At 73.2% G+C, this 20,035-nt stretch carries 14 protein-coding genes and 1 riboswitch; of the genes, 6 read left to right on the top strand and 8 right to left on the bottom strand.

The features are described from left to right. Positions 1–47 precede the first annotated feature (47 nt). Positions 48–2,810, bottom strand: coding sequence for a BTAD domain-containing putative transcriptional regulator (locus M8C13_RS08370; protein WP_252479918.1), 2,763 nt, complete (start codon positions 2,808–2,810; stop codon positions 48–50). Positions 2,811–2,913: 103 nt separating this feature from the next. Here M8C13_RS08370 and M8C13_RS08365 point away from each other — a divergent pair, with 103 nt between their 5' ends. Both M8C13_RS08365 and M8C13_RS08360 read left to right on the top strand, forming a co-directional pair. Further along, positions 2,914–3,258 carry a hypothetical protein gene (locus tag M8C13_RS08365; protein ID WP_252479917.1) on the top strand — a complete coding sequence of 115 codons (345 nt, stop codon included), beginning with the start codon at positions 2,914–2,916 and terminating at the stop codon, positions 3,256–3,258. 75 nt (positions 3,259–3,333) lie between these two features. After that, positions 3,334–3,885, top strand: a complete 552-nt coding sequence (locus tag M8C13_RS08360; protein ID WP_252479916.1) for a YciI family protein — start codon at positions 3,334–3,336, stop codon at positions 3,883–3,885. Here M8C13_RS08360 and M8C13_RS08355 read toward each other — a convergent pair. The 3 genes from M8C13_RS08355 to M8C13_RS08345 all read right to left on the bottom strand — a co-directional run bounded on the left by M8C13_RS08355 (position 3,879) and on the right by M8C13_RS08345 (position 4,836). After that, on the bottom strand, positions 3,879–4,028 hold the full coding sequence (locus M8C13_RS08355; protein ID WP_252479915.1) for a hypothetical protein: 150 nt from the start codon (positions 4,026–4,028) through the stop codon (positions 3,879–3,881). The two genes, M8C13_RS08360 and M8C13_RS08355, sit on opposite strands and share 7 nt — an antisense overlap. Beyond that, positions 4,025–4,570: a hypothetical protein gene (locus M8C13_RS08350; RefSeq protein WP_252479914.1), complete on the bottom strand. Its 546-nt coding sequence runs from the start codon at positions 4,568–4,570 to the stop codon at positions 4,025–4,027. The genes M8C13_RS08355 and M8C13_RS08350 overlap by 4 nt, the downstream gene beginning before the upstream one ends. 122 nt (positions 4,571–4,692) lie before the next feature. Next, positions 4,693–4,836, bottom strand: a complete 144-nt coding sequence (locus M8C13_RS08345; protein WP_252479913.1) for a hypothetical protein — start codon at positions 4,834–4,836, stop codon at positions 4,693–4,695. A gap of 164 nt (positions 4,837–5,000) precedes the next feature. On the opposite strand from M8C13_RS08345, the gene M8C13_RS08340 reads away from it, so the two are divergent. Then, the gene (locus M8C13_RS08340; RefSeq protein WP_252479912.1) at positions 5,001–12,071 is read left to right on the top strand and encodes a type I polyketide synthase; all 7,071 of its coding nucleotides are present in this window, start codon (positions 5,001–5,003) and stop codon (positions 12,069–12,071) included. 75 nt (positions 12,072–12,146) lie between these two features. Here the strand turns inward: M8C13_RS08340 and M8C13_RS08335 are convergent, their stop codons facing one another. Continuing rightward, positions 12,147–13,331 carry a cytochrome P450 gene (locus M8C13_RS08335; RefSeq protein ID WP_252479911.1) on the bottom strand — a complete coding sequence of 395 codons (1,185 nt, stop codon included), beginning with the start codon at positions 13,329–13,331 and terminating at the stop codon, positions 12,147–12,149. Positions 13,332–13,488: 157 nt separating this feature from the next. On the opposite strand from M8C13_RS08335, the gene M8C13_RS45020 reads away from it, so the two are divergent. Then, positions 13,489–16,308 carry an AAA family ATPase gene (locus M8C13_RS45020; RefSeq protein ID WP_305883933.1) on the top strand — a complete coding sequence of 940 codons (2,820 nt, stop codon included), beginning with the start codon at positions 13,489–13,491 and terminating at the stop codon, positions 16,306–16,308. Here the strand turns inward: M8C13_RS45020 and M8C13_RS08320 are convergent. Next, positions 16,305–17,201 (bottom strand): RNA polymerase sigma-70 factor, encoded by an 897-nt coding sequence (locus M8C13_RS08320; protein WP_252479910.1) that lies wholly within the window; start codon positions 17,199–17,201, stop codon positions 16,305–16,307. The two genes, M8C13_RS45020 and M8C13_RS08320, sit on opposite strands and share 4 nt — an antisense overlap. 166 nt (positions 17,202–17,367) lie before the next feature. Between M8C13_RS08320 and M8C13_RS08315 the strand changes: the two genes are divergently transcribed. Continuing rightward, positions 17,368–17,853, top strand: coding sequence for a carboxymuconolactone decarboxylase family protein (locus M8C13_RS08315; RefSeq protein ID WP_252479909.1), 486 nt, complete (start codon positions 17,368–17,370; stop codon positions 17,851–17,853). Positions 17,854–17,893: 40 nt separating this feature from the next. Here the strand turns inward: M8C13_RS08315 and M8C13_RS08310 are convergent, their stop codons facing one another. Further along, positions 17,894–18,208 carry a multidrug efflux SMR transporter gene (locus M8C13_RS08310; RefSeq protein WP_252479908.1) on the bottom strand — a complete coding sequence of 105 codons (315 nt, stop codon included), beginning with the start codon at positions 18,206–18,208 and terminating at the stop codon, positions 17,894–17,896. A gap of 11 nt (positions 18,209–18,219) precedes the next feature. After that, positions 18,220–18,286: riboswitch (guanidine-III (ykkC-III) riboswitch) on the bottom strand. 128 nt (positions 18,287–18,414) lie between these two features. Here M8C13_RS08310 and M8C13_RS08305 point away from each other — a divergent pair. Then, positions 18,415–18,705, top strand: a complete 291-nt coding sequence (locus M8C13_RS08305) for a DUF6355 family natural product biosynthesis protein (RefSeq protein ID WP_252479907.1) — start codon at positions 18,415–18,417, stop codon at positions 18,703–18,705. Between the two features lie 4 nt (positions 18,706–18,709). Here the strand turns inward: M8C13_RS08305 and M8C13_RS08300 are convergent, their stop codons facing one another. Next, complete coding sequence (locus M8C13_RS08300) at positions 18,710–19,957, bottom strand: MFS transporter (RefSeq protein ID WP_252479906.1); 1,248 nt, start codon at positions 19,955–19,957, stop codon at positions 18,710–18,712. Between the last annotated feature and the right edge of the window lie 78 nt (positions 19,958–20,035).

Raw genomic sequence — 20,035 nt, 5'->3', positions numbered from 1 at the left:
GACTGGGGCCGCGCCGCGATACCGGCCCCAGTCCACGACCTCGGCACTCAGCCCAGGCCGCGCAGCAGGTGCTCGACCTCGCTCGCCCTGGGATCGTTCAGCTCCTGGAAGGTCTCCAGCGCGTCCGTCCAGGCCCGCCTGGCCGAATCGTGGTGGCCCAAGGCGTTCCGGATGCGTCCGAGCAGCAGCAGGCTTTTGGCGAGGTCGTACCAGGCGCTGAGCGCACGGAACTCCGACCCCGCTGCTTCGGCGCTGTCTGCGGCCTTGGCCAGTTCGCCGAGGCCGAAGTAGGACTGCGCGAGGTTCACCGCGGCGATCCCGCCGTGCAGGTCCTTGCCCAGCGAGCGGAACAGCCGTCGCGCGGACTGGTTGTGCCGCAGGCCTTCCGGGTACCTGCCGACGGCGTTGTAGCCGTCGCCGAGGTTGAGCGAGAAGTCCGCCTCGTCGTTGACCGACCCCGCTTGGCGGGCCAGGGTGAGCGCCTGTTCCAGATATCCGATGGCGGCTTCGGCGTCACCGCTGTTCACCAGGGTGATCCCGATGTTGTTGACCATCATCGCGGTCCGCTCCGGGTCGTTGGCCGCCTGGCTGAGCGCGCCCCGGTACTGCGCGATGGCCTCCGCCCACCTTCCGGCCGCGCGGTAGGCGCCACCGAGGCAGTTGGCCGCGTGGAAAATCGCCAGTGGGTCGCCGATCCGCGCCGCGGCGGCGACCCCGAGCCGTCCCACCTCGATCCAGTCCGCCTTGTGCTGGCGAGCCCGGAAGAAGCCGTGCAACAGCCAGGCGAGTCGCCACACCTCGTCATGCCAGCCCCGCTTGGCCAGCCCGGTCACCAGGGCCAGCAGGCTGCCCCGCTCCGCCTCCAGCCAGTCCAGGGCTTGCGCGCTGCCACCAAAAACCGGCCAGGAGGGATCGCCCGCGGCGGTGTCCACGACCTCGTGGATCCGCGGGCTGAACATCACCAGCTCGCGCGTCCGTCCCACCACGACCAGGTACATCTCGACCAGCCGACGCAGTGCCGCCTCCAGCGTGGCCTCGTCCAGCCGCTCGGCGAGCTCGGTCGCGTACAGCCGCAGGAGGTCGTGCATGCGGTAGCGGTCCGGCAGCGTCCGCTCCACCAGCGAGCTGCTCTCCAGCGCGCGCAGCGGCCCGCGCAACCGCGCGGCGGGCAACCCGGTGAGGCAACTGATGGCGGTCAGGCTGAGATCGGCGCCCGGTGCGAGGCCGAGTGCCGCGAACACCTGCCCGGCCTCGGCGGAGAGCGCCCGGTAGGACCAGGAGAACACCGCGCGCAGGTTGTGGCCCGCGTCGTCGGTGTCGAAGGCGTCCAGCCGGGCCGCCGCGCTGCCCAGCTCCCCTGCCAGCACCGACAACGGCATCCCGGGCGCCGCCGCGGCCCTGGCGGCCACGATGCTCAACGCCAGCGGCAGTCCCCAGCAGGACCGCAGGATGTCGGCGACCGCCTCCGGTTCGGCCGCCAGCCGTTCTTCGCCGAGGTGGCGGCCGAGTAGTTCGCGTGCCTCCTGATCCGCCAGCACGGTCAGGCCGACCTGGACCGCGCCGTGCGCGCTGGTCAGGCCGATCAGCCTGCGGCGGCTGGTGACCAGCACCGCGCAGGTCGGCTCGCCGGGCAGCAGCGGCAGCACCTGCGCGGTGTCGGCGGCGTTGTCCAGCACGATCAGCAGGCGCTTGTCCGCGATCACGCTGCGGTACAGGGTCGCCATGGCGTCGGGCTCGGCCGGGACCATGGCAGGCGCCACCCCGAGCGCGTCCAGGAACCGCCGGAGGGCCGTTGCCGCGGGCATCGGTTCGGCCGAGGGGTCGAAGCCGCGCAGGTCCACGTACAGCTGCCCGTCCGGGAAGCGGTGGGCGTTGCGGTGCGCCCAGTGCAGGGCGAGGCTGGTCTTGCCAATCCCGCCCACCCCACCGATCGCGGAGATCACCACTGTCGACTGTGGACCACCGTCGAGCTGCGCGGCGCTGAGGACGGCGAGCTCCTGGGTGCGGCCGGTGAAGTGCTGGGGTGCGGCCGGGAGCTGACGAGGTGCGGGGTGTGGCCGGGCCCGGGCCGGGGCGGACCCGGTGTCACCGTCACGGAGCTGCTGGTGCAGCCGTCGCAGCGCCGGGCCGGGATCGGCGCCGAGCTCCGCGGCGAGCAGCAGCCGGATCCGCTCGTACTCGCGCAGCGCCGCGCCCTGGCGTCCGTTGCGGTACCTGGCGAGCATGAGCAGCCTCGCCAGCCGCTCGTCCAGCGGATGCGCCGCGGTGAGCCCGGCCAGTTCGAGGTCCAGCCCATCGCACTGTCCACTGTGGAGTTTCAACTCGGCGAGGTCCAGCCGGGCGTCGAACCGTTGACTGGTCAGTGTTTCCCGCAGCTGCGCCGCCCAGGCACCGTCGATGCCCGCGAGGGCCACTCCGGTCCACTGGTCGAGTGCCCTGCTGAGCAGGGTGGCCCGTTGCTCGTCGGGCGCGGCACCGACGTCGGCCAGCAGGTCCTGGAACCGGTGCAGGTCCACGGTTTCCGGGTCGGCGGTCAGCAGGTAGCCGCCGGCGCGCTGCGTGATGGCGACCCCGTCGACGCCGGCCAGCGCGCTGCGCAGCCGGGACACGTAGCTGTAGAGCGTGTCGCGAGGGCGACCCGGCTGCTGCTCGCCCCACACCCGGTCAGCCAGGGTGTCCAGCCGGACCACCTGGTTCAGGTCGGCGAGCAGCGCCGCGAGCACACAGCGCTGCCGCTGATGCCTGATCTCCAGCACGGCATCGCCGTCGAGCACCTGGAGCTCGCCCAGCAGTCGGAACCGCACCGGCACCCGTGCCCCCACCCCAGTCGCGAACCCACCTGCCCGTTGCTCCAGATGCTAATGAGCGTGTGCAAGATCCGTACAAGGTTCGGGCCAGCCCGCCCGGTTAGACATGGCTCGACTCGAAGTCCCGGACGAAGGCGAGAAGAAGATGCGACGCTTGGCGAAGATGGCGGTGGGCGCGGCGCTCATCGTCGGCGGTCTGGCCGGGTTCACGCCGGGGGCGGTTGCGGCCGAGCCGCTGGCCCCGCCGCTGTGCGGGGTGAACCGCTATGTGATGAGCTACAACCCGCCCATCGTCGGCTGGTCCGCCTACAACTGCGCGGACATCGGCTACACGGTGGAGATGTACCGGGCCGGTGGCGGGTCGGAACGGCACTGCGTGCGGGCGCACAGCTGGATCAACTTCCCGGCCGCGTTGTTCTCCGGTGGCCGGTTCGTCAACCCCTGCTACTAGGTCGCTGAGCACGGCGGATTCGTCAGGGGGCGAATCCGCCGTCGCCCGCGCGCCGGCCTGACCGATACTGTGCCGGTGGAATTCTTCTGCTACCACCGCGATCGTCCCGGCTCGCTGGCCCTGCGCCAGGAACTGCTGGAGCAGCACCTGTCGTACATGGACCGGTACGCCGCGGAGATGATCGCCCGCGGCCCCACCATGCTCGACGGGATCCCCACCGGCAGCGTGCACGTCCTCGACCTGCCGGACCCCGCCGCGGCCCGTGCCTTCGCCTTCGACGAGCCCGGCTACCAGGCCGGGGCGTACCGGGACGTGCTGCTGCGGCGGTGGCGCAACGCGCTGGGCCGCACCATGTGGGACTTCCCCGGCGGTCGCACCGGCGGCAACCGGTACCTGGTGCTCGGGCTGGGCGCGGGGGAGCCGGTGGACCTCGCCGTGCCAGCGGACCGGGAGCAGTTGATCGCGTACGGGCCGCTGCTCGCCGATGACGGGGACCGGTGGCTGGGCACGGCGGCGCTGGTCAGGGCGGAGGACCCGGCGGCGGCGCGCGCGGTGCTCTCCGTCGAGCGGTATGCCGACGTGGAGGTGCACAACTGGCAGTTCGGCGGCCGCCAGCCAAGTCAGTGAGACCTCGCGCGCGCCATCTCGGTCCACTCCACGTCCGGCGTGAGGGTGGCGCGCAGGGCGTCCAGGTCACCGGCGGCGGAGGCGAGGTACTGGCGGCGCACCACGTCGGCCAGCGCCGTGGAGGTGGCGAAGTCGGTGCTCATGTCGTTGCGCCCCAGGTCATTTCGCCCTTGGCGACCTTTGCGCCGAGCTGGGCGGCGATCAGCATGCCGTAGTCGGGGTAGCGCTTGATGAGCGCGTCGGTCAGCGCGGCGCCGTCTGCCGCCTTGCCGAGCTCCTCCTCGAAGGCGATGAGGTAGTCGCGGGTGGCGGTGATGGCGGAGGCGTCGGCGGGGGTGCCGGGCAGGCGGTGGCCGGGCACGACCAGCTCCGGGTCGAGGGCGGCCATCTCGGCCAGCAGCGCGATCCAGGCGGCGCGGAGCTCCTGGGTCGCGGTGTCGGCCACCCAGACGTGCTGCTGCTGGAACAGCAGGAGGCCGCCGAGGACGGCGCGCTGCTCGGCCTGCCACAGGTAGTGCCGGTCGGGCAGCTCGGCCGTGCCGCCCTTGAGCTGGAAGAGGTGGCCTTCCAGGGTGAGGTCGCCGGTCAGTGGCTCCAGGTCCACCAGGCGGGTCGGCAGGTTCGGGCCGAGATCGGCCCACGCGAGGAGCTTGCCCTGGTAGGAGTGCTTGATGTGCTCGATCACCGGCGGGGTCGCGACGAACCGCGCGGCCGGGAAGGCGTCGGCGATGACCTCGGCGTGCTCAAGGGAAACTCCTCAGTGTCCGAAGTGGACGGTCAGGAAGCGTGGGCTGGGTTCAGGGCCGGTCAGCGCGCTGATCCGGCGTTGGCGCCCTGGACATAACCGAACTCGCGGATCGGCACCCGGCGCGCGCCGGTGAACAGGCCGCTGGAGACCACCTCGACCGGCAACTCCGGGTGGCGGGCGGCGACCTCGAAGACGAGCCTCATCAGAACCCCGGGATCGTGTCGCGCCCGTCCGCTGCGAGCGGCTCACCCTCCACAACTTACCTGACTAGTCAGGTATTCCCGGCTCGTCAGCCGGATCTAAGGGTTTCCCGGGGGCATCAACCCAAGACTGGCGAGGCTGGTGCCACGGGAAGGGTCGAAGCCATATGCCGGACGACAGCAAGCTCGTCGACTACCTCAAGTGGGTAACCGCAGACCTGCACGAGACCCGGCGACGGCTGGAGGAGCTGGAGAGCGGGCGGCAGGAGCCGGTGGCCATCGTGGGGATGGCCTGCCGGTTCCCCGGCGGGGTGTCCTCGCCGGAGGAGCTGTGGGGAGTGCTCGCCGAGGGCGCGGACGTGATGTCGCCGTTCCCCACCGACCGCGGCTGGGACCTGCGGGTGCTCAGCGGGGACGGGGAGGGCCACAGCGCCACCGAGGTCGGCGGGTTCCTGCGTGACGTGGCCGACTTCGACGCCTCCTTCTTCGGCATCTCGCCCCGGGAGGCGCTGGCGATGGACCCGCAGCAGCGGCTGCTGCTGGAGACCGCCTGGGAGACCTTCGAGCGGGCCGGGCTGGACCCGCACGCGTTGCGCGGCAGCAAGACCGGCGTGTTCGTGGGCACCAACGGGCAGGACTACTCCGAGCTGGTGCTGCGCAGCGGCGAGGACGTGGCCGGGCACGCCGGGACCGGGCTGGCCGCCAGTGTGGTGTCCGGGCGGATCGCCTACGTCTTCGGGCTGGAAGGCCCCGCGGTCACCATCGACACCGCCTGCTCCTCCTCGCTGGTGGCGCTGCACTCGGCGGCGCAGGCCGTGCGGTCCGGGGAGTGTTCGCTGGCGCTGGCCGGTGGGGTGACCGTGATGTCCACCGCGATGGGCTTCGCCGGGTTCACCCGGCAGGGCGGGCTGGCGCCGGACGGGCTGTGCAAGGCCTTCGCCGAGGGCGCGGACGGCACCGGCTGGTCCGAGGGCGTCGGCCTGCTGCTGGTGGAGACGCTGGCCGACGCGCGGCGCAACGGGCACCAGATCTTGGCTCTGGTGCGCGGTTCCGCGGTGAACTCCGATGGCGCGTCCAACGGACTGACCGCGCCGAACGGGCCGTCCCAGCAGCGGGTCATCCGGGCCGCGCTGGCCTCGGCCGGGCTCACCCCCGCCGACGTGGACGCGGTGGAGGCGCACGGCACCGGCACCAAGCTGGGCGACCCGATCGAGGCGGAGGCGCTGCTGGCCGCCTACGGTCAGGAGCGGGAAACGCCGCTGTGGCTGGGTTCGGTGAAGTCCAACCTCGGGCACACCCAGGCCGCCGCCGGGGTCGCCGGGATCATCAAGATGGTCATGGCGATGCGGCACGGCGTGCTGCCGCAGACCCTGCACGTGGACCGGCCGTCCCCGCACATCGACTGGACCGCGGGCCAGGTCCGGCTGCTGACCGAGCAGACCCCGTGGCCGGATGCCGGACGACCGCGCCGCGCCGGGGTTTCTTCCTTTGGCATCAGCGGAACCAACGCGCACATCGTGCTGGAGCAAGGCCCGGCTGAAGAAGCAGCGGAAGAGCAGCCGCGCGAGGTGCCGGCCACGGTGCCCTGGGTGCTGTCCGGGCGCAGCCAGAAAGCCTTGCGGGCACAGGCAGAACGGCTGCTCGACCACCCCGGTGAGCCGGTCGACATCGGCTACTCGCTGGCCGCCACCCGCAGCCGGTTCGAGTACCGCGCGGTCGTGGTCGGCGCCGCGGAAGAACTCGCCGACGGCCTGCGCGCGATCACCGAGGAGACGCCGAATCCCGCTGTGGTCACCGGATCCGCGGGCAAGCCCGGCCGGATCGCCTTCGTCTTTCCAGGGCAGGGCGCGCAGTGGATCGGCATGGGTGGCGCGCTGCTGGACGAGTCGCCGGTGTTCGCCGAGCGGATCGCCGAGTGCGCGGCGGCGCTGGCCCCGCACGTGGACTGGTCGCTGACCGAGGTGCTGCGCGGACAAGGCCCCGAGGGCACGCTGGAGCGGGTCGATGTGGTGCAGCCGGCCTCCTTCGCGGTCATGGTCGCGCTGGCCGCGGTCTGGCAGCAGCACGGGGTGCGGCCGGACGCGGTGCTCGGGCACTCCCAGGGCGAGCTGGCCGCCTCGGTCATCGCGGGCGCGCTCGACCTGGCCACCGCGGCGAAGATCGTCGCCTTGCGCAGCGCGGCCATCGCGCGGCGGCTGTCCGGACTGGGCGCCATGGCCGCGATCCCGTTGCCCGCCAACGAGGTTCGCCAGATGGTCGGCGAGGGCGTGCAGGTGGCCGCGGTCAACGGGCCGCGCTCGGTGGTGGTCTCCGGCGAGGTCGACGCGGTGCAGGCGCTGGTGGACTCCCTCAACGCCAAGGAAATCAAGGCCAAGCGCATCCCGGTGGACTACGCCTCGCACTCCGCCCAGGTGGAGACCATCCGCGAAGAGCTGCTCGCCGACCTGAAGGACGTCACCCCCGCCGCGCCGGAGATCCCGCTGTTCTCCCCGGCCACCGGCGACTGGGTGCGCGGCGCGGACTTCACCGCCGAGCACTGGTTCCGCAACCTGCGCGACGAGGTCCGGTTCGACCCCGCGATCCGGCAGTTGCTGGCCGAGGGCTTCCGCACCTTCGTCGAGATCAGCGCGCACCCGGTGCTCGCGCACGCGGTGGCCGAGATCGGCGAGGACACCGGCGAAGCGGTGATTACCCTGGCCACCCTGCGCCGCGAGGACGGCGGCAGGCGGCGGCTGCTCACCGCGCTGGCCGAGGCGCACGTGCGCGGCCTGGCCGTGGACTGGACCCCGGCCCTGCCCGGCGGCAGGCGGATCTCCTTGCCCACCTACGCCTTCCAGCGCGAGCGGCACTGGCCGCGACCGGGCAGCACCGCGGTGGACGTGACCGCCGCCGGACTCGGCCGCGCCGACCACCCGTGGCTGGACGCGGTGGTCGAGCACGCCGACAGCGAGCAGGTGGTGTGCGTTGGCCGGATCTCGCTGGCCGCGCACCCGTGGCTGGCCGACCACGTGGCCGGTGGGCTGATTCTCTTCCCCGGCACGGGTTTCCTGGAACTGGCGGTGCGCGGGGGAGACCTGGTGGGCTGCCCCGCGGTGGAGGAGCTGAACCTCGCGGTCCCGCTGGTGCTCGCCGCCAACGGCACCACCACCGTGCAGCTCGTCATCGGCGCTCCCGACGACACCGGCAGGCGCGAGCTCGGCGTGTACTCCCGGCCGGCCGATCAGGAGGACGCGAGCTGGACCCAGCACGCCACCGGTGTGCTCGGCCCGCGACCGGTCGCCGAACCCGAGTCAACCCCGGACTGGCCGCCCGCCGGGGCGCAACCCGTTGACCTGCAAGGGTTCTACGCCAACCGCGAGTTCGGCCCGGCCTTCCAGGGCCTGCGCGCGGTGTGGCTCGGCGAGGGCGAGGTCTTCGCCGAGGTCGAGCTGCCCGGAGCCGAGGAAGAAGCCGGTTCCTTCGGCGTGCACCCCGCGCTGCTGGACGCCGCGCTGCACCCGATCTCCTTCGTGCTCAACCCCGAAGCCGGCAGCATGCTGTTGCCCTTCACCTGGGCCGAGGCCACCCTGCACGCCGCGGGCGCCTCGCACCTGCGGGTGCGACTGGCCGAGACCGGACCGGACACGGTCACCCTGTCGGCCACCGACGTCACCGGCGCGGCCGTGCTCACCGTCGGTTCACTGGCCCTGCGCTCGGTCGGGGCCGCCGCGGCCGCCCCGGTGGCCAGGGACGAGCAGGCCTCGCTGTTCCGCCTGGACTGGACCCCGCACACCGGCGACCTGCGGCCCACCTCCGGCGCCCGCTGGGCGATCGTGGGCGGCGACGTCTTCGGCCTCGCCTCGGCCATCGACCTGATCGGCGGCCGGGCCACCAGCTACGTCAGCTCCATCGCCGAGCTCGCCGCGGGCGGGGACACCACCGTGCCGGACGTGCTCGTGGTGCAGCTGGCCGGTGGCGCCGACCCGGTGGCCGCCGCGCACGAGCTGACCGCGCACACCCTGGAGATCATCCAGCAGCTCACCGGCGACGCCGCGCTGGCCCGCGCCAGGGTGCTGTTCGTGACCTGCGGCGCGGTCTCCGGCGGCCCGGAGGACCCGGTCACCGACCTGGGCGCGGCCGCCGTGCACGGCCTGGTGCGCTCCGCCCAGTCCGAGCACCCCGGCCGGTTCCTGCTCGCCGACCTGGACACCGAGGACAGCTCCACCACCACGGTGCCCGCGCTGCCCGGCCTGCTCGACGGCGGCGAGACCCAGGTGCTGGTCCGCGACGGCGCGGTCCGCCTCGGCCGCCTGGCCACCCTGGCCTCCGGCCCCGGCCTGCTGCCCCCGGCCGGCCCCTGGCGACTGGACACCGCCAGCCCCGGCAGCCTGGACGCGCTCACCCTGATTCCCAGCCCTGAAGCCGAACGCGAGCTGACCGGGCGCGAGGTCCGGGTCCGCGTGCGCGCCGCGGGCGTCAACTTCAGCGACGTGCTCAAGGCCCTCGGCACCTACCCCGGCGAGCCGGAACCGCTCGGTGCGGAGGTCGCGGGCGTGGTCACCGAGACCGGCCCCGAGGTCAACGGCCTGCGCGTCGGCGACCGGGTCTTCGGCGTGGTCCGCGGCGGCTTCGGCCCCCAGGTGGTCGCCGACGAACGCCTGCTCACCCCGGCCCCGGTGGAGTGGACCGACGAGGTCGCGGCCGCCGTGCCGATCGCCTTCCTCACCGCCTACCACTGCCTGGCCGAGGTGGCCGGGCTGCGCGCGGGCCAGTCGGTGCTGGTGCACGCGGGCACCGGCGGCGTGGGCATGGCCGCCATCCAGCTCGCCCGGCTGCTCGGCGCGGAGGTCTTCGCCACCGCGAGCCCGGGCAAGCACGCCCTGCTGCGCGAGCTCGGCGTGGCCGCGGACCACCTCGCCTCCTCCAGGGACACCGCCTTCGCCGCCGCGTTCGGCGCGGTCACCGGCGGCCGCGGCGTGGACGTGGTGCTCAACTCCCTCACCGGCGAGTTCGCCGACGCCTCCCTGCGACTGCTCGCCGACGGCGGCCGGTTCGTGGAGCTGGGCAAGACCGACATCCGCACCGCCGACACCCTCGACGGCGCCTGGTACCGCGCGGTCGACCTGGGCACCCTCGACCCGGCCGAGATCCAGCGCCTGCTCGGCGAACTGCTGGCCAAGTTCGCCGCGGGCGAGCTGCGGCCGCTGCCGGTCACCCGCTGGGACGTCCGCCGCGCCAGGGACGCCTTCCGGCACGTCAGCCTCGCCCGGCACACCGGCAAGGTGGTGCTCACCCTGCCCCGCGGCCTCGACCCCGAGGGCACCGTGCTGATCACCGGCGGCACCGGCACCCTCGGCGCCGCGCTCAGCAAGCACCTGGTCACCGAGTACGGCGCCCGCCGCCTGCTGCTGCTCAGCCGCCGCGGCCCGGACGCCCCCGGCGCGGCGCAGCTGCGTCAGGAGCTCACCGAAGCGGGGGCCGAGGTCGAGCTGGTCGCCGCGGACCTCACCGACCGGGACGCACTGGCCACCGTGCTGGCCGCGATCCCGGCCGCGCACCCGCTGACCGCCGTGGTGCACACCGCGGGCGTGCTCGACGACGGCGTGATCACCAAGCTCGACCGGCAGCGGCTGCGCACCGTGCTGCGGCCCAAGGTGGACGCCGCCTGGCACCTGCACGAGCTCACCCGCGAGCACCCGCTGACCGCGTTCACGCTGTTCTCCTCGGTCGCCGGGGTCACCGGCAGCCCAGGCCAGGCCAACTACGCCGCGGCCAACGTCTTCCTGGACACCCTGGCCGCGCACCGCCGCGACCTCGGCCTGCCCGGCAGCTCGCTGGCCTGGACCCTGTGGGCCGAGCGCAGCGAGCTCACCGGCAGGCTGGACGAGGGCCAGGTCCGCCGGATCGACTCCGCCGGCCTGCCCGAGATCACCACCGAACAGGGCCTGGCCATGTTCGACACCGCGGCAGGCTCGGACGAACCGCTGGTCATCCCGATCAAGGTCGGCAGGCGCGCGGCCGGCCAGGGCGCGGTGGTCCCGGCCCTGCTGCGCGGCATCGTGCAGGGCGGCCGCCGCTCGGCCGCCGCCGGTGGCGCGGTGGTCACCTCCGGGCTGCGGGAGAAGTTCCGCGGCCTCGGCGCCACCGAGCAGGAGGAGCTGGTGCGCGAGCTGGTCCTCACCCACGCCGCCGCGCTGCTCGGCCACCACGACCGCGGCGCGCTGGACCCCGAGCGCGGCTTCCTGGAGTCCGGCTTCGACTCGCTGATCGCGGTGGAGCTGCGCAACAAGCTGGCCGACGCCACCGGACTGCGACTGGCCTCTACGGTCGTCTTCGATACCAAGACCCCCGCCGCGCTGGCCCAGCGGCTGCGCGCGGAGCTGGCCGACTCGGTGGCCGCGGGCAGCGCGCCCGCGCAGGCCGGCGGCGCGGGCGGCGGCGAGACGGTGGAACGGCTCTTCGCCGACGCCATCCACAGCGGCAACGCCCAGGGCGGGCTCACCCTGCTCAAGGCGGTCGCCGCGCTGCGCCCCGGCTTCGACAGCCCGGCCGAGCTGACCACACTGTCCCCGGCCACCCTGCTCGCCGACGGCCCCGAGTCGCCCACGATCATCTGCATCAGCTCCCCGGTGATCACCGGCGGCGTGCACCAGTACGCCCGGATCGCCGCGCACTTCCGCGGCCGCCGCCGGGTGGTCGCCCTGCCGCTGATGGGCTTCGCCGAGGACGAGCCACTGCCCGCCGACGGTGACACCGCGATCCGCACCGTGGCCGAGAGCGTCCTGGAAGCCAGCGAGGGCCAGCCGTTCCTGCTGCTGGGCCACTCCTCCGGCGGTTCGATCGCACTCGGCGCGGCCGGGGTGCTGGAACAGGTGTGGGGCATCAAGCCCGAGGGCGTGGCCATGCTGGACACCCTCAGCGTGCGCAACGACGGCAGCGACACCGGCGGCATGGGCGGGATGACCCAGTTCTACCTGGACAAGATCGGCTCCTCGGCGATCCCGCTGAGCGCCGCCCGGCTCTCCGCCATGGCGCACTGGTTCAGCAAGCTGGCCGGGGCGGACCTGCTGGAGTCCACCGTGCCGAGCCTGCTGCTGCGCTGCACCAGGGACATGGACGGCAACCTCGCGGAACTGCCGCCGACGCAGGTGCCCGCGGACGTGGTGCGCACGATCGACGCGGACCACTTCTCGCTGGCCAAGGAGGACTCCGGGAAGGTCGCCGAGCTGGTCGAGGAGTGGCTGGGCTCGCTGAACTGAGGCGGCGAGGCGGATCAGACAGCTACGGCCTGGCCCGCGAAGTTCCGCGGGCCAGGCCGTAGGCGTGGCAGTGGGCTACCAGGTCACCGGCATCGAGTGCACGCCGAAGAGCACCCCGTCGTACTTGAACGGCAGCTCCGCGGGCGGCACCGCCAGCTTCAGCCCGGGGATCCGCTCGAACAGCGTCCGGTACGCGATGTCCATCTCCACCCGCACCAGGTTCTGCCCCAGGCACTGGTGCACGCCGTAGCCGAAGGCCACGTGCTGCTTGGCCCCCCGCTCCGGGTCGAACCTGCTGGGGCAGTCGAACATCGACTCGTCGTGGTTGGCCGCGGCCACCAGCGGCATGATGCCCTCGCCCGCCTTGATCAGCTGCCCGCCGATCTCCAGGTCCGCCACCGCCACCCGCAGCGCCACCAGGTCGGCCACCGAGTGCAGCCGCAGCGTCTCGTCGACCACCCGCTCGTCGCCGATCCACTCCGGGTTCACCAGCAGGGTCAGCACGCCGAGGGCGATGTTGTTCGCCGTGGTCTCGTGCCCGGCGATCAGCAGCAGCATGCCCACCCCCGGCAGCTCCTCGGGGGTCAGCGTGCCCGCGGCCAGCAACCTGCTCATCAGATCGTCGCCCGGCCACTTCTGCTTGATCTTGATCAGCCTGCTGACGTAGCGCAGCAGCGCGGTGCCCGCGGCCTCCCGCTCCTGGTCGGTGGAGGCCAGGCTGACCAGCACCTGGGTCCTGGACTCGAAGAACTCGTGGTCGGCATACGGCACACCAAGCAGCGCGGAGATGACCAGCGACGGGATCGGCAGCGCGAAGTCCGCCACCAGGTCGGCCTTGTCACCCCTGGCCAGCATGGCGTCGATCCGGCCGTCCACGATCTGCTGGATCGCCGGTCGCCACTCGCGCATCCGGCGTACGGTGAACTCCGGCATCAGCGCCTTGCGGAACCGGTTGTGCTCCGGCGGGTCGTAGCCGACGAACCAGCCGGGCACCTCGTCCGAGCGCGGCACGCCGCCGGTGCGGCCGAAGCTGGGGAAGCCCTCCCTGGTCGGGTCCGAGCTGACCCTGGGGTCGGTGAGGATCGCGCGCACCTCCTCGTGCCTGGTCACCAGCCACACCTGCTGGCCGGTGGGCAGGCTGGTGCGGACCAGGCCGGGGAGCTCGCGGAAGCGGGCGTAGTCCGCCGGTGGGAACGGCGCACCGGCGAGCCGCCGGGGGAACTCCACGACCGGGCACCGGGCCGGTTCGTCTGCCGGCATAGGTCCTCCTTGACTGCTGGGCGAGCCCGTCGCGGGCCGTGCGGCCACCATGGCCCGCCCAGGGCAGGAAAACGCCCAGAGGTGCGCCCCGCGCCGCGGTTCCGGCCACTGGGAACGATGGACGTTCAGACCGCTACGCCAGAGCTAGGATTCCGCCATGAGCGGGGGCGTTGAGCTGGTCGGGCGGGACCACGAGCTGGACCTGCTGGTCGAGATCGCGGACAAGGCGCGGGCCGGCACCGGTCAGGCGGTCCTGCTGCGCGGCCCGGCCGGGATCGGCAAGACCAGCCTGCTGCACGCCGCGCTGTCCCGGATCGCGCCGCTGGCCGCGCGCAGCCTGTCCGCGCGCTGCCGGGAGTCCGGCGGCGGGCCCTACGCCGCGGTGCGCGAGCTGTTCGAGCCGTTGCGGCTGACCGAGGACGGCGGCGCGGGACGCCTGCTCGACGGCAGCGCCCGGCACGCGCTGCCCGCGGTCGACCCCGACCTGCCCGACCCGACCCTGCACAGCAACGCCTACGCGGTGCTGCACGGCCTGCACTGGCTCACCGTCAGCCTGACCGCGGACGGACTGCTGGTGCTGGCCGTGGACGACGTGCAGTGGTGCGACGAGCCCTCGCTGCGCTGGCTGGCCTTCCTGCTGCGCCGCGCCGAGGACCTGCCGCTGCTGCTGGTGCTCACCCAGCGCACCGGCCGGGACGCCCCGGCCGCCGAGGTCTTCGACGAGATCGCCGGACTGCCGCTGTGCCACCCGATGGACCTGCCCGCGCTCAGCGCCCAGCCGGTGGCCGAGCTGCTGACCAAGGTGCTCGGCGGGCGGCCGGACGATGAGTTCGCCGCGCACTGCGCCCAGCTCACCGGCGGCAACCCGCTGCTGCTGAACCGGATCATGGCCCGGCTCAACGACTACGACGGCGACCGCACCGACCTCGCGGTGCTGGCCGACCTCGGCCGCGAGGTGGTCGCCCGCTCGGTGCTGGACCGGCTGCCCGAGCAGATCCTCGCGGTGGCCCGCGCCATCGCGGTGCTGCCCGGCGAACAGGTCGAGCTGCTGGCCGCGCTGGCCGGGGCGCACCAGCGCACCACCACCGCGGCCATCGCCGAGCTGCGCCGCCGCGACCTGATCACCGCCGATGACTGCGGCGCCCGCCCGGAGTTCGCGCACGACACCATCCGGCAGACCGTGCTCACCGGCACCCCGCCCGCCGAGCTGGACCAGCTGCGCGAACGCGCGGCCACCCTGCTCAACGACGCCGGCCGCCCGGCGGAGGAGGTGGCGGTGCTGCTGGCGCTGCTGCCCGGCACGCCGGAGCCGTGGATGGCCGACGTGCTGCGCGAGGCCGCCGGGTACGCCGAGCACCGGGGCGCGCCGAGGGTGGCGGCCGGCTACCTGGAGCGGGTGCTCGCGGTGGCGGACTCCGACGTGGCGGTGCTCTGCCAGGCGGCCAGGGTGCTCGCCATGATCCAGCCCGGCACCGCGCTGGCCCACCTGGAACGCGCGCTGGCGCTGGTGGCCGATCCGCGCGCCAGGGTGCCGATCGTGTTGCAGTACACCATCACCTCGCTGCGCGCGCAGAACTCGGTGCGGGCCTTCGCGCTGGCCGGTGAGGCCCTGGCGGCGCTGGAGGCGGTCATCGGCCCGGAACCCGACGGCGGCGACCGGGCGCTGCTGGCGGTGGTGGAGGCCTCCCTGCTGGCCGCGGGCATCGACGAGAAGGCCAACCTGGCCGCCCTCGGCGACCGCTTCGAGCACCGGCCGGTCCCGGCGGGGGACACCACCGAGGAGCGGCAGCTGCTGGCCGGGCTGGCCCTGCTCGGCATGGTGCGCGCCCGCCCCGCCGCCGAGGCCGCCGAACAGGCCAGGGCCGCGCTCAAGATCAACGAGGTGGAGGCGGGCGGCTGGACCATCCTGGGCTCCATCTACACCCTCTACCTGGCCGATGACACCGAGGCCATGCCCGCCACCCTGGACACCCTGGTCGAGCACATGCAGTCCGCGGGCGCGGCCTGGACCTACTGCATGGTGACCAGCCTGCGCGCCATCGTCCGGCACTGGAACGGCGACCTGGTGGAGGCGCTGGCCGACGCCCAGTCCTGCTACGAGCTGGTGGTGCAGGAGAACTGGGCGGGCGGGATGGTGATGCCGCAGATCGCCTTCGCCGTGGTGCTCACCGACCTGGGCGAGGCCGAGCGCGCGCAGGAGGTGCTGGACCAGATCCACCGGCCCCGCTTCGAGGCCTTCACCCTGGAGTACCACTACTACCTGATGGCCAGGGCCCGCACGCACGAGGCGCTGGGGGAGACCGAGCAGGCGCTGGAAGTGTTGCGGCACTGCGGCGCCAGCCTGCGCGACGGCCACGTGGACAACCCGGTGCTGGCCCCCTGGTGGTACGACGCGGCCTGCCTGCTCGCCGAGCTGGGCCGCCTGGAGGAGGCCCGCCTGATCGCCGGGCACGGCGCGGAGCTGGCCCAGCGCTGGGGCACGCCAAGGGCTTTGGGCATGGCGCTGACCGCCCGCGGCGCGGCCACCCCCGGCCCGCAGGGCGTGCGCCTGCTGACCGAGGCGGTGCGGGTGCTGGCCGCCTCCCCGGCCAAGTTCGAGCACGCCAAGGCCGAGTACCTGCTCGGCAAGGCGCTGCTGCGCGAAGGCGACCCGGAGGCCGCCCGCAAGCGCCTGCGCAGCTCCCTCGATCGCTCGGTGCTGCTGCGGCACCGCCGCCAGGTCTCACTGTCCTCGGCCGCGCTGCTGGAGGCGGGCGGGCGGCTGCGCCGGGGCACCGACTCACCCGCGGACAGCCTCACCGGCAGCGAACGCCGGGTCGCCGCCCGCGCCGCCAAGGGCGAGACCAACCGGGAGATCGCCGAGTCGCTGTTCCTCACCGTGCGCACCGTGGAGCTGCACCTGACCAGCGCCTACCGCAAGCTCGGCGTGCGCGGCCGCGCCGAGCTCGCGGCCGCACTGGCCAACCAGCTCTCCTAGAGGGAACGGCTCAGCGTGTGCTCGCTGGCCATGTGCGAGAGCTTCTCCGGGTTGCGCACCGCGTAGAGCCCGGTGATCCGGCCGTCCTCGATGCGCACCGCGACCACGGTGTCCAGCTCGCCGCCCCGCTGCACCACCAGCGCCGGGTGGCCGTTGACCTGGGTGGGCCGGAACGAGATCGGCCCGGCCGTCCGCCCGAGCCCGCCGATGAGCAGCCGGGCCACCTTGTCCGCGCCCACGATCGGCCGTGGCACGGCCTGCTTGATGCCGCCGCCGTCGCCCAGCAGCACCACCTCCGGCGCCAGGATGTCCAGCAGGCCCTGGAGATCACCGGTCTCGGTCGCCCGCTGGAAGGCCGCCAGCGCCGAACGCGTCTCCGCCGCCGACACCACCTCGCGCGGTCGCCGCGCCGCCACGTGCGCCCGCGCCCGGTGCGCGATCTGACGGACCGCGGCCGGGGTCTTGTCCACCGCCTCGGCGATCTCCTCGTACGGCAGGTCGAACACCTCGCGCAGCACGAACACCGCCCGCTCGGTCGGGGCCAGGGTCTCCAGCACCAGCAGCACCGCCATCGACACGCTGTCGGCCAGCTCCACGTCCTCGGCCACATCCGGCGCGGTGAGCAGCGGCTCGGGCAGCCAGGGGCCGACGTAGGACTCCTTGCGGCGGCCCAGCACGCGCAGCCGGGCCAGCGCCTGGCGGGTGGTGATCCGGACCAGGTAGGCCCGCTGCTCCCGGATCTCGGCCAGGTCCACACCGGCCCAGCGCAGCCAGGTCTCCTGCAGCACGTCCTCGGCGTCGGCGGCCGAGCCGAGCATCTCGTAGGCGATGGTGAACAGCAGGTTCCGATGGGCGAGGAACACCTCGGTCGCGCGGTCCGGGCGGTCGTCCACGGGGCGGCTCCTAGTCAGTCGGCTGGGTCACCCACCAGATGTCCCTGACCGCCATTCTGTGACAGCACCCCGCTGTGTCGCTCGTCACCGGGCCCGGCTGTCACAGGATCGGCGCGGCAGGCATCTCGTGTTCGTCCAACCCAGACGCACGAGTGAGGACAAGACAGTGGAAGCTCGCCTCAACCTGTTCACCAACGAGCTCGGCCTCAAGTTCGGCAAGCGCTTCGCCGGCACGGCCGCGCTGATCCAGCAGTCGTCGCTGCCCAAGGCCACCCAGGAGCTGGCGGCCTTGCGCGCCAGCCAGATCAACGGCTGCGCCTTCTGCATCGACATGCACACCAAGGACGCGGCCGCCGCGGGCGAGACCGCGGTCCGGCTGCACCTGGTCGCCGCCTGGCGCGAGGCCACCGTGTTCACCGAGGCCGAACGCGCCGCACTGGCCCTGACCGAGGAGGGCACCCGCCTGGCCGACGCACACGAAGGTGTGTCGGATGAGACCTGGGCCCAGGTGCAAGCGCACTACGACGAGGAGCAGATCGCCGCGCTGGTCTGCCTGATCGGCCTGATCAACGCGGCGAACCGGATGAACATCATCGTGCGCAACCCGGCCGGTTCGTACGAGCCGGGCACGTTCGAGGCCATGGTGCACTGAACGACAGCGGCAGGGGGCGGCACCGGCCGCCCCCGCCGATTCAGTGCAGGACCTTCAGCCCGATCACACAGCCGACGATCCCCAGCAGCAGCAACACTTTCACCACCGACACCGCCTCCGAGCCGGTCCACATGCCGTAGGCCACCGTGAGCGAGGCCCCGATGCCCACCCACACCGCGTAGGCGGTCCCGGTGGGCAGTTCCCGCATCGCGTAGGCCAGTCCGGCCATGCTGGCGACCAGGCTGACCGCGAACACCACGGTCGGCGTCAGCTTCGCGAAACCGGCGGACTTGCCCAGCGCGGTGGCCCACACCGCTTCCAGCACACCGGAGACAACAAGGACGAGCCACGACATGACGCACTCCCAGAGCGCCGTCTTGTCGCTGGCCGGGTACGGCACCCGCTCGTCCGGGGTCCTCCATCGGAGGCGCCAAGACCATTTTCGCACACCCTCCGCACACACCGCCGCACGCCGGGAAAAGCGCGAACAGGCGGGCGTGCGCGGAGGGCGCTACGGTCGCCCGGAAAGCGGTCCTGTTTTCCCGGAAAGGGCTTCCCCCTATGAGAATCGGTCGTTTCCTGGCCGCGTCCGCGCTCGTCCTCGGCTCCGCCGCGGGCGCCGTCGCGGCCGCGCCCTCCGCGAGCGCCGCGCCGTGCGGTTTCTACGTCGGCGACGGCAACACGGCCATGTACAACCACTGCGGCCGGGGCTCGATCACCATCCGGGTGCGCTGGCTGGGCGCGTTCACCGACACGCGGTGCGTCGGCCCCGGCATCACCAGGCTGGACAACCCGAACGACCCTGGCGACAAGTTCATCTCCAACGCCTGGTACCTCCGCGACGGTTGCTGACCGGTCACCGAACTCGTTCACCCGCCGGTCTTCCCGGCCCGCGGGTGAACGATCGCGCGCCCGGCGGCCACAACCGGCAGGCGAGCAGCGCGCCACCCCCGGCCAGCGCCGCCAGCGCGCCCAGCGTCGCGGGCAGTCCCGCCACCGCGCCGAGCAGCCCGGCGAGCAGGTAGGCGGCCAGCCAGGCCGCGTGGCTGGCGGTGAACTGGGCGGCGAAGAGCATCGGCCAGTCCGCGGCCTGCCCGGACCGGCGGAGCAGCCGGCCGGCAGGGGTCTGCACCGCCGCGCCGCCGAAACCCAGTGCGGGCCAGGACATCAGCAGCACCGCCCACCAGGCGTCCCGGTCCAGCAGGGCCAGCGCGAGCCCGGTCGCCAGCAGCACCCCGGCCAGCCCGGCCGCGCCAGTGATCATCAGGGCGCGGTCGCTGAACCTGTTGAGCAGCAAGGGGATCAGCACCGCGGCCAGGATCGAGCCCGCCCCGTACGCGGCCAGTGCCAGCGCCACCGCCGAGTCCGGCATACCCAGCTCGCCGCGCACCAGGACCACCGTGTTGACCAGCACCATGGCGCCGGCGGCCGCGGCGGCGAGGTTGAGCGCGAGCAGTGCGCGCAGGCGGGGCGTGGCCAGGTAGACGCGCAGTCCCCGCCTCGCCCGCTCGAACGCTCCGCCCGGCTCCGCCACCGGTCCGGGCAGCGCCACGCCGAGCACCAGCAGCGCCGAGGCCAGGAAACCCAGCGCGGTGCCCAGGAACAGCTGACCGGGACTGAGCACCGTCAGCAGCACCGCGGCCAGCACCGGGCTGAGCAGGCTCTCCAGCTCATAGGCCAAGCGGGACAACGACAACGCCCGCGTGTAGTCCTGCTCGCCGGGCAGGATCGTGGGGATGGTGGCCTGGAAGGTCGGGGTGAACGCGGCCGAGGCGGCCTGCAGCACCACGATCAGCGCGTAGACCTGCCACACCGCGTCCACCCACGGCAACGCCAGCGCCACCACGGCCCGCAGCAGGTCCGTCGACACCAGGAACGCCCGCCGGGGCAACCGGGCCGCCAGCGCGGTGACCATCGGCGCGAGCAGCACGTAGGCGCACATCTTGATCGCCAGCGCGGTGCCCAGCACCGCCCCGGCCCGTTCCCCGCCGAGCCGGTAGGCCAGCAGCCCCAGCGCGACCGTGGCCAGCCCGGTGCCCAGCAGCGCCAGCACCTGGGCGGTGAACAGGCGCCGGTAGGCCCGGTTGCGCAGCACGATCAGCACACCACGCAAGGTATATGCCCAAGGTGGTATGCGACTACGGTGCAACAGCCGCGACGGTGCAACGGCGACACCGAGGCA

Source organism: Crossiella sp. SN42 (assembly GCF_023897065.1).
In the GTDB taxonomy this organism is placed as follows: Bacteria; Actinomycetota; Actinomycetes; order Mycobacteriales; family Pseudonocardiaceae; genus Crossiella.
The sequence above is the reverse complement of the archived record's forward strand: the minus strand, read 5'-3'. Positions and strand labels throughout refer to the sequence as shown.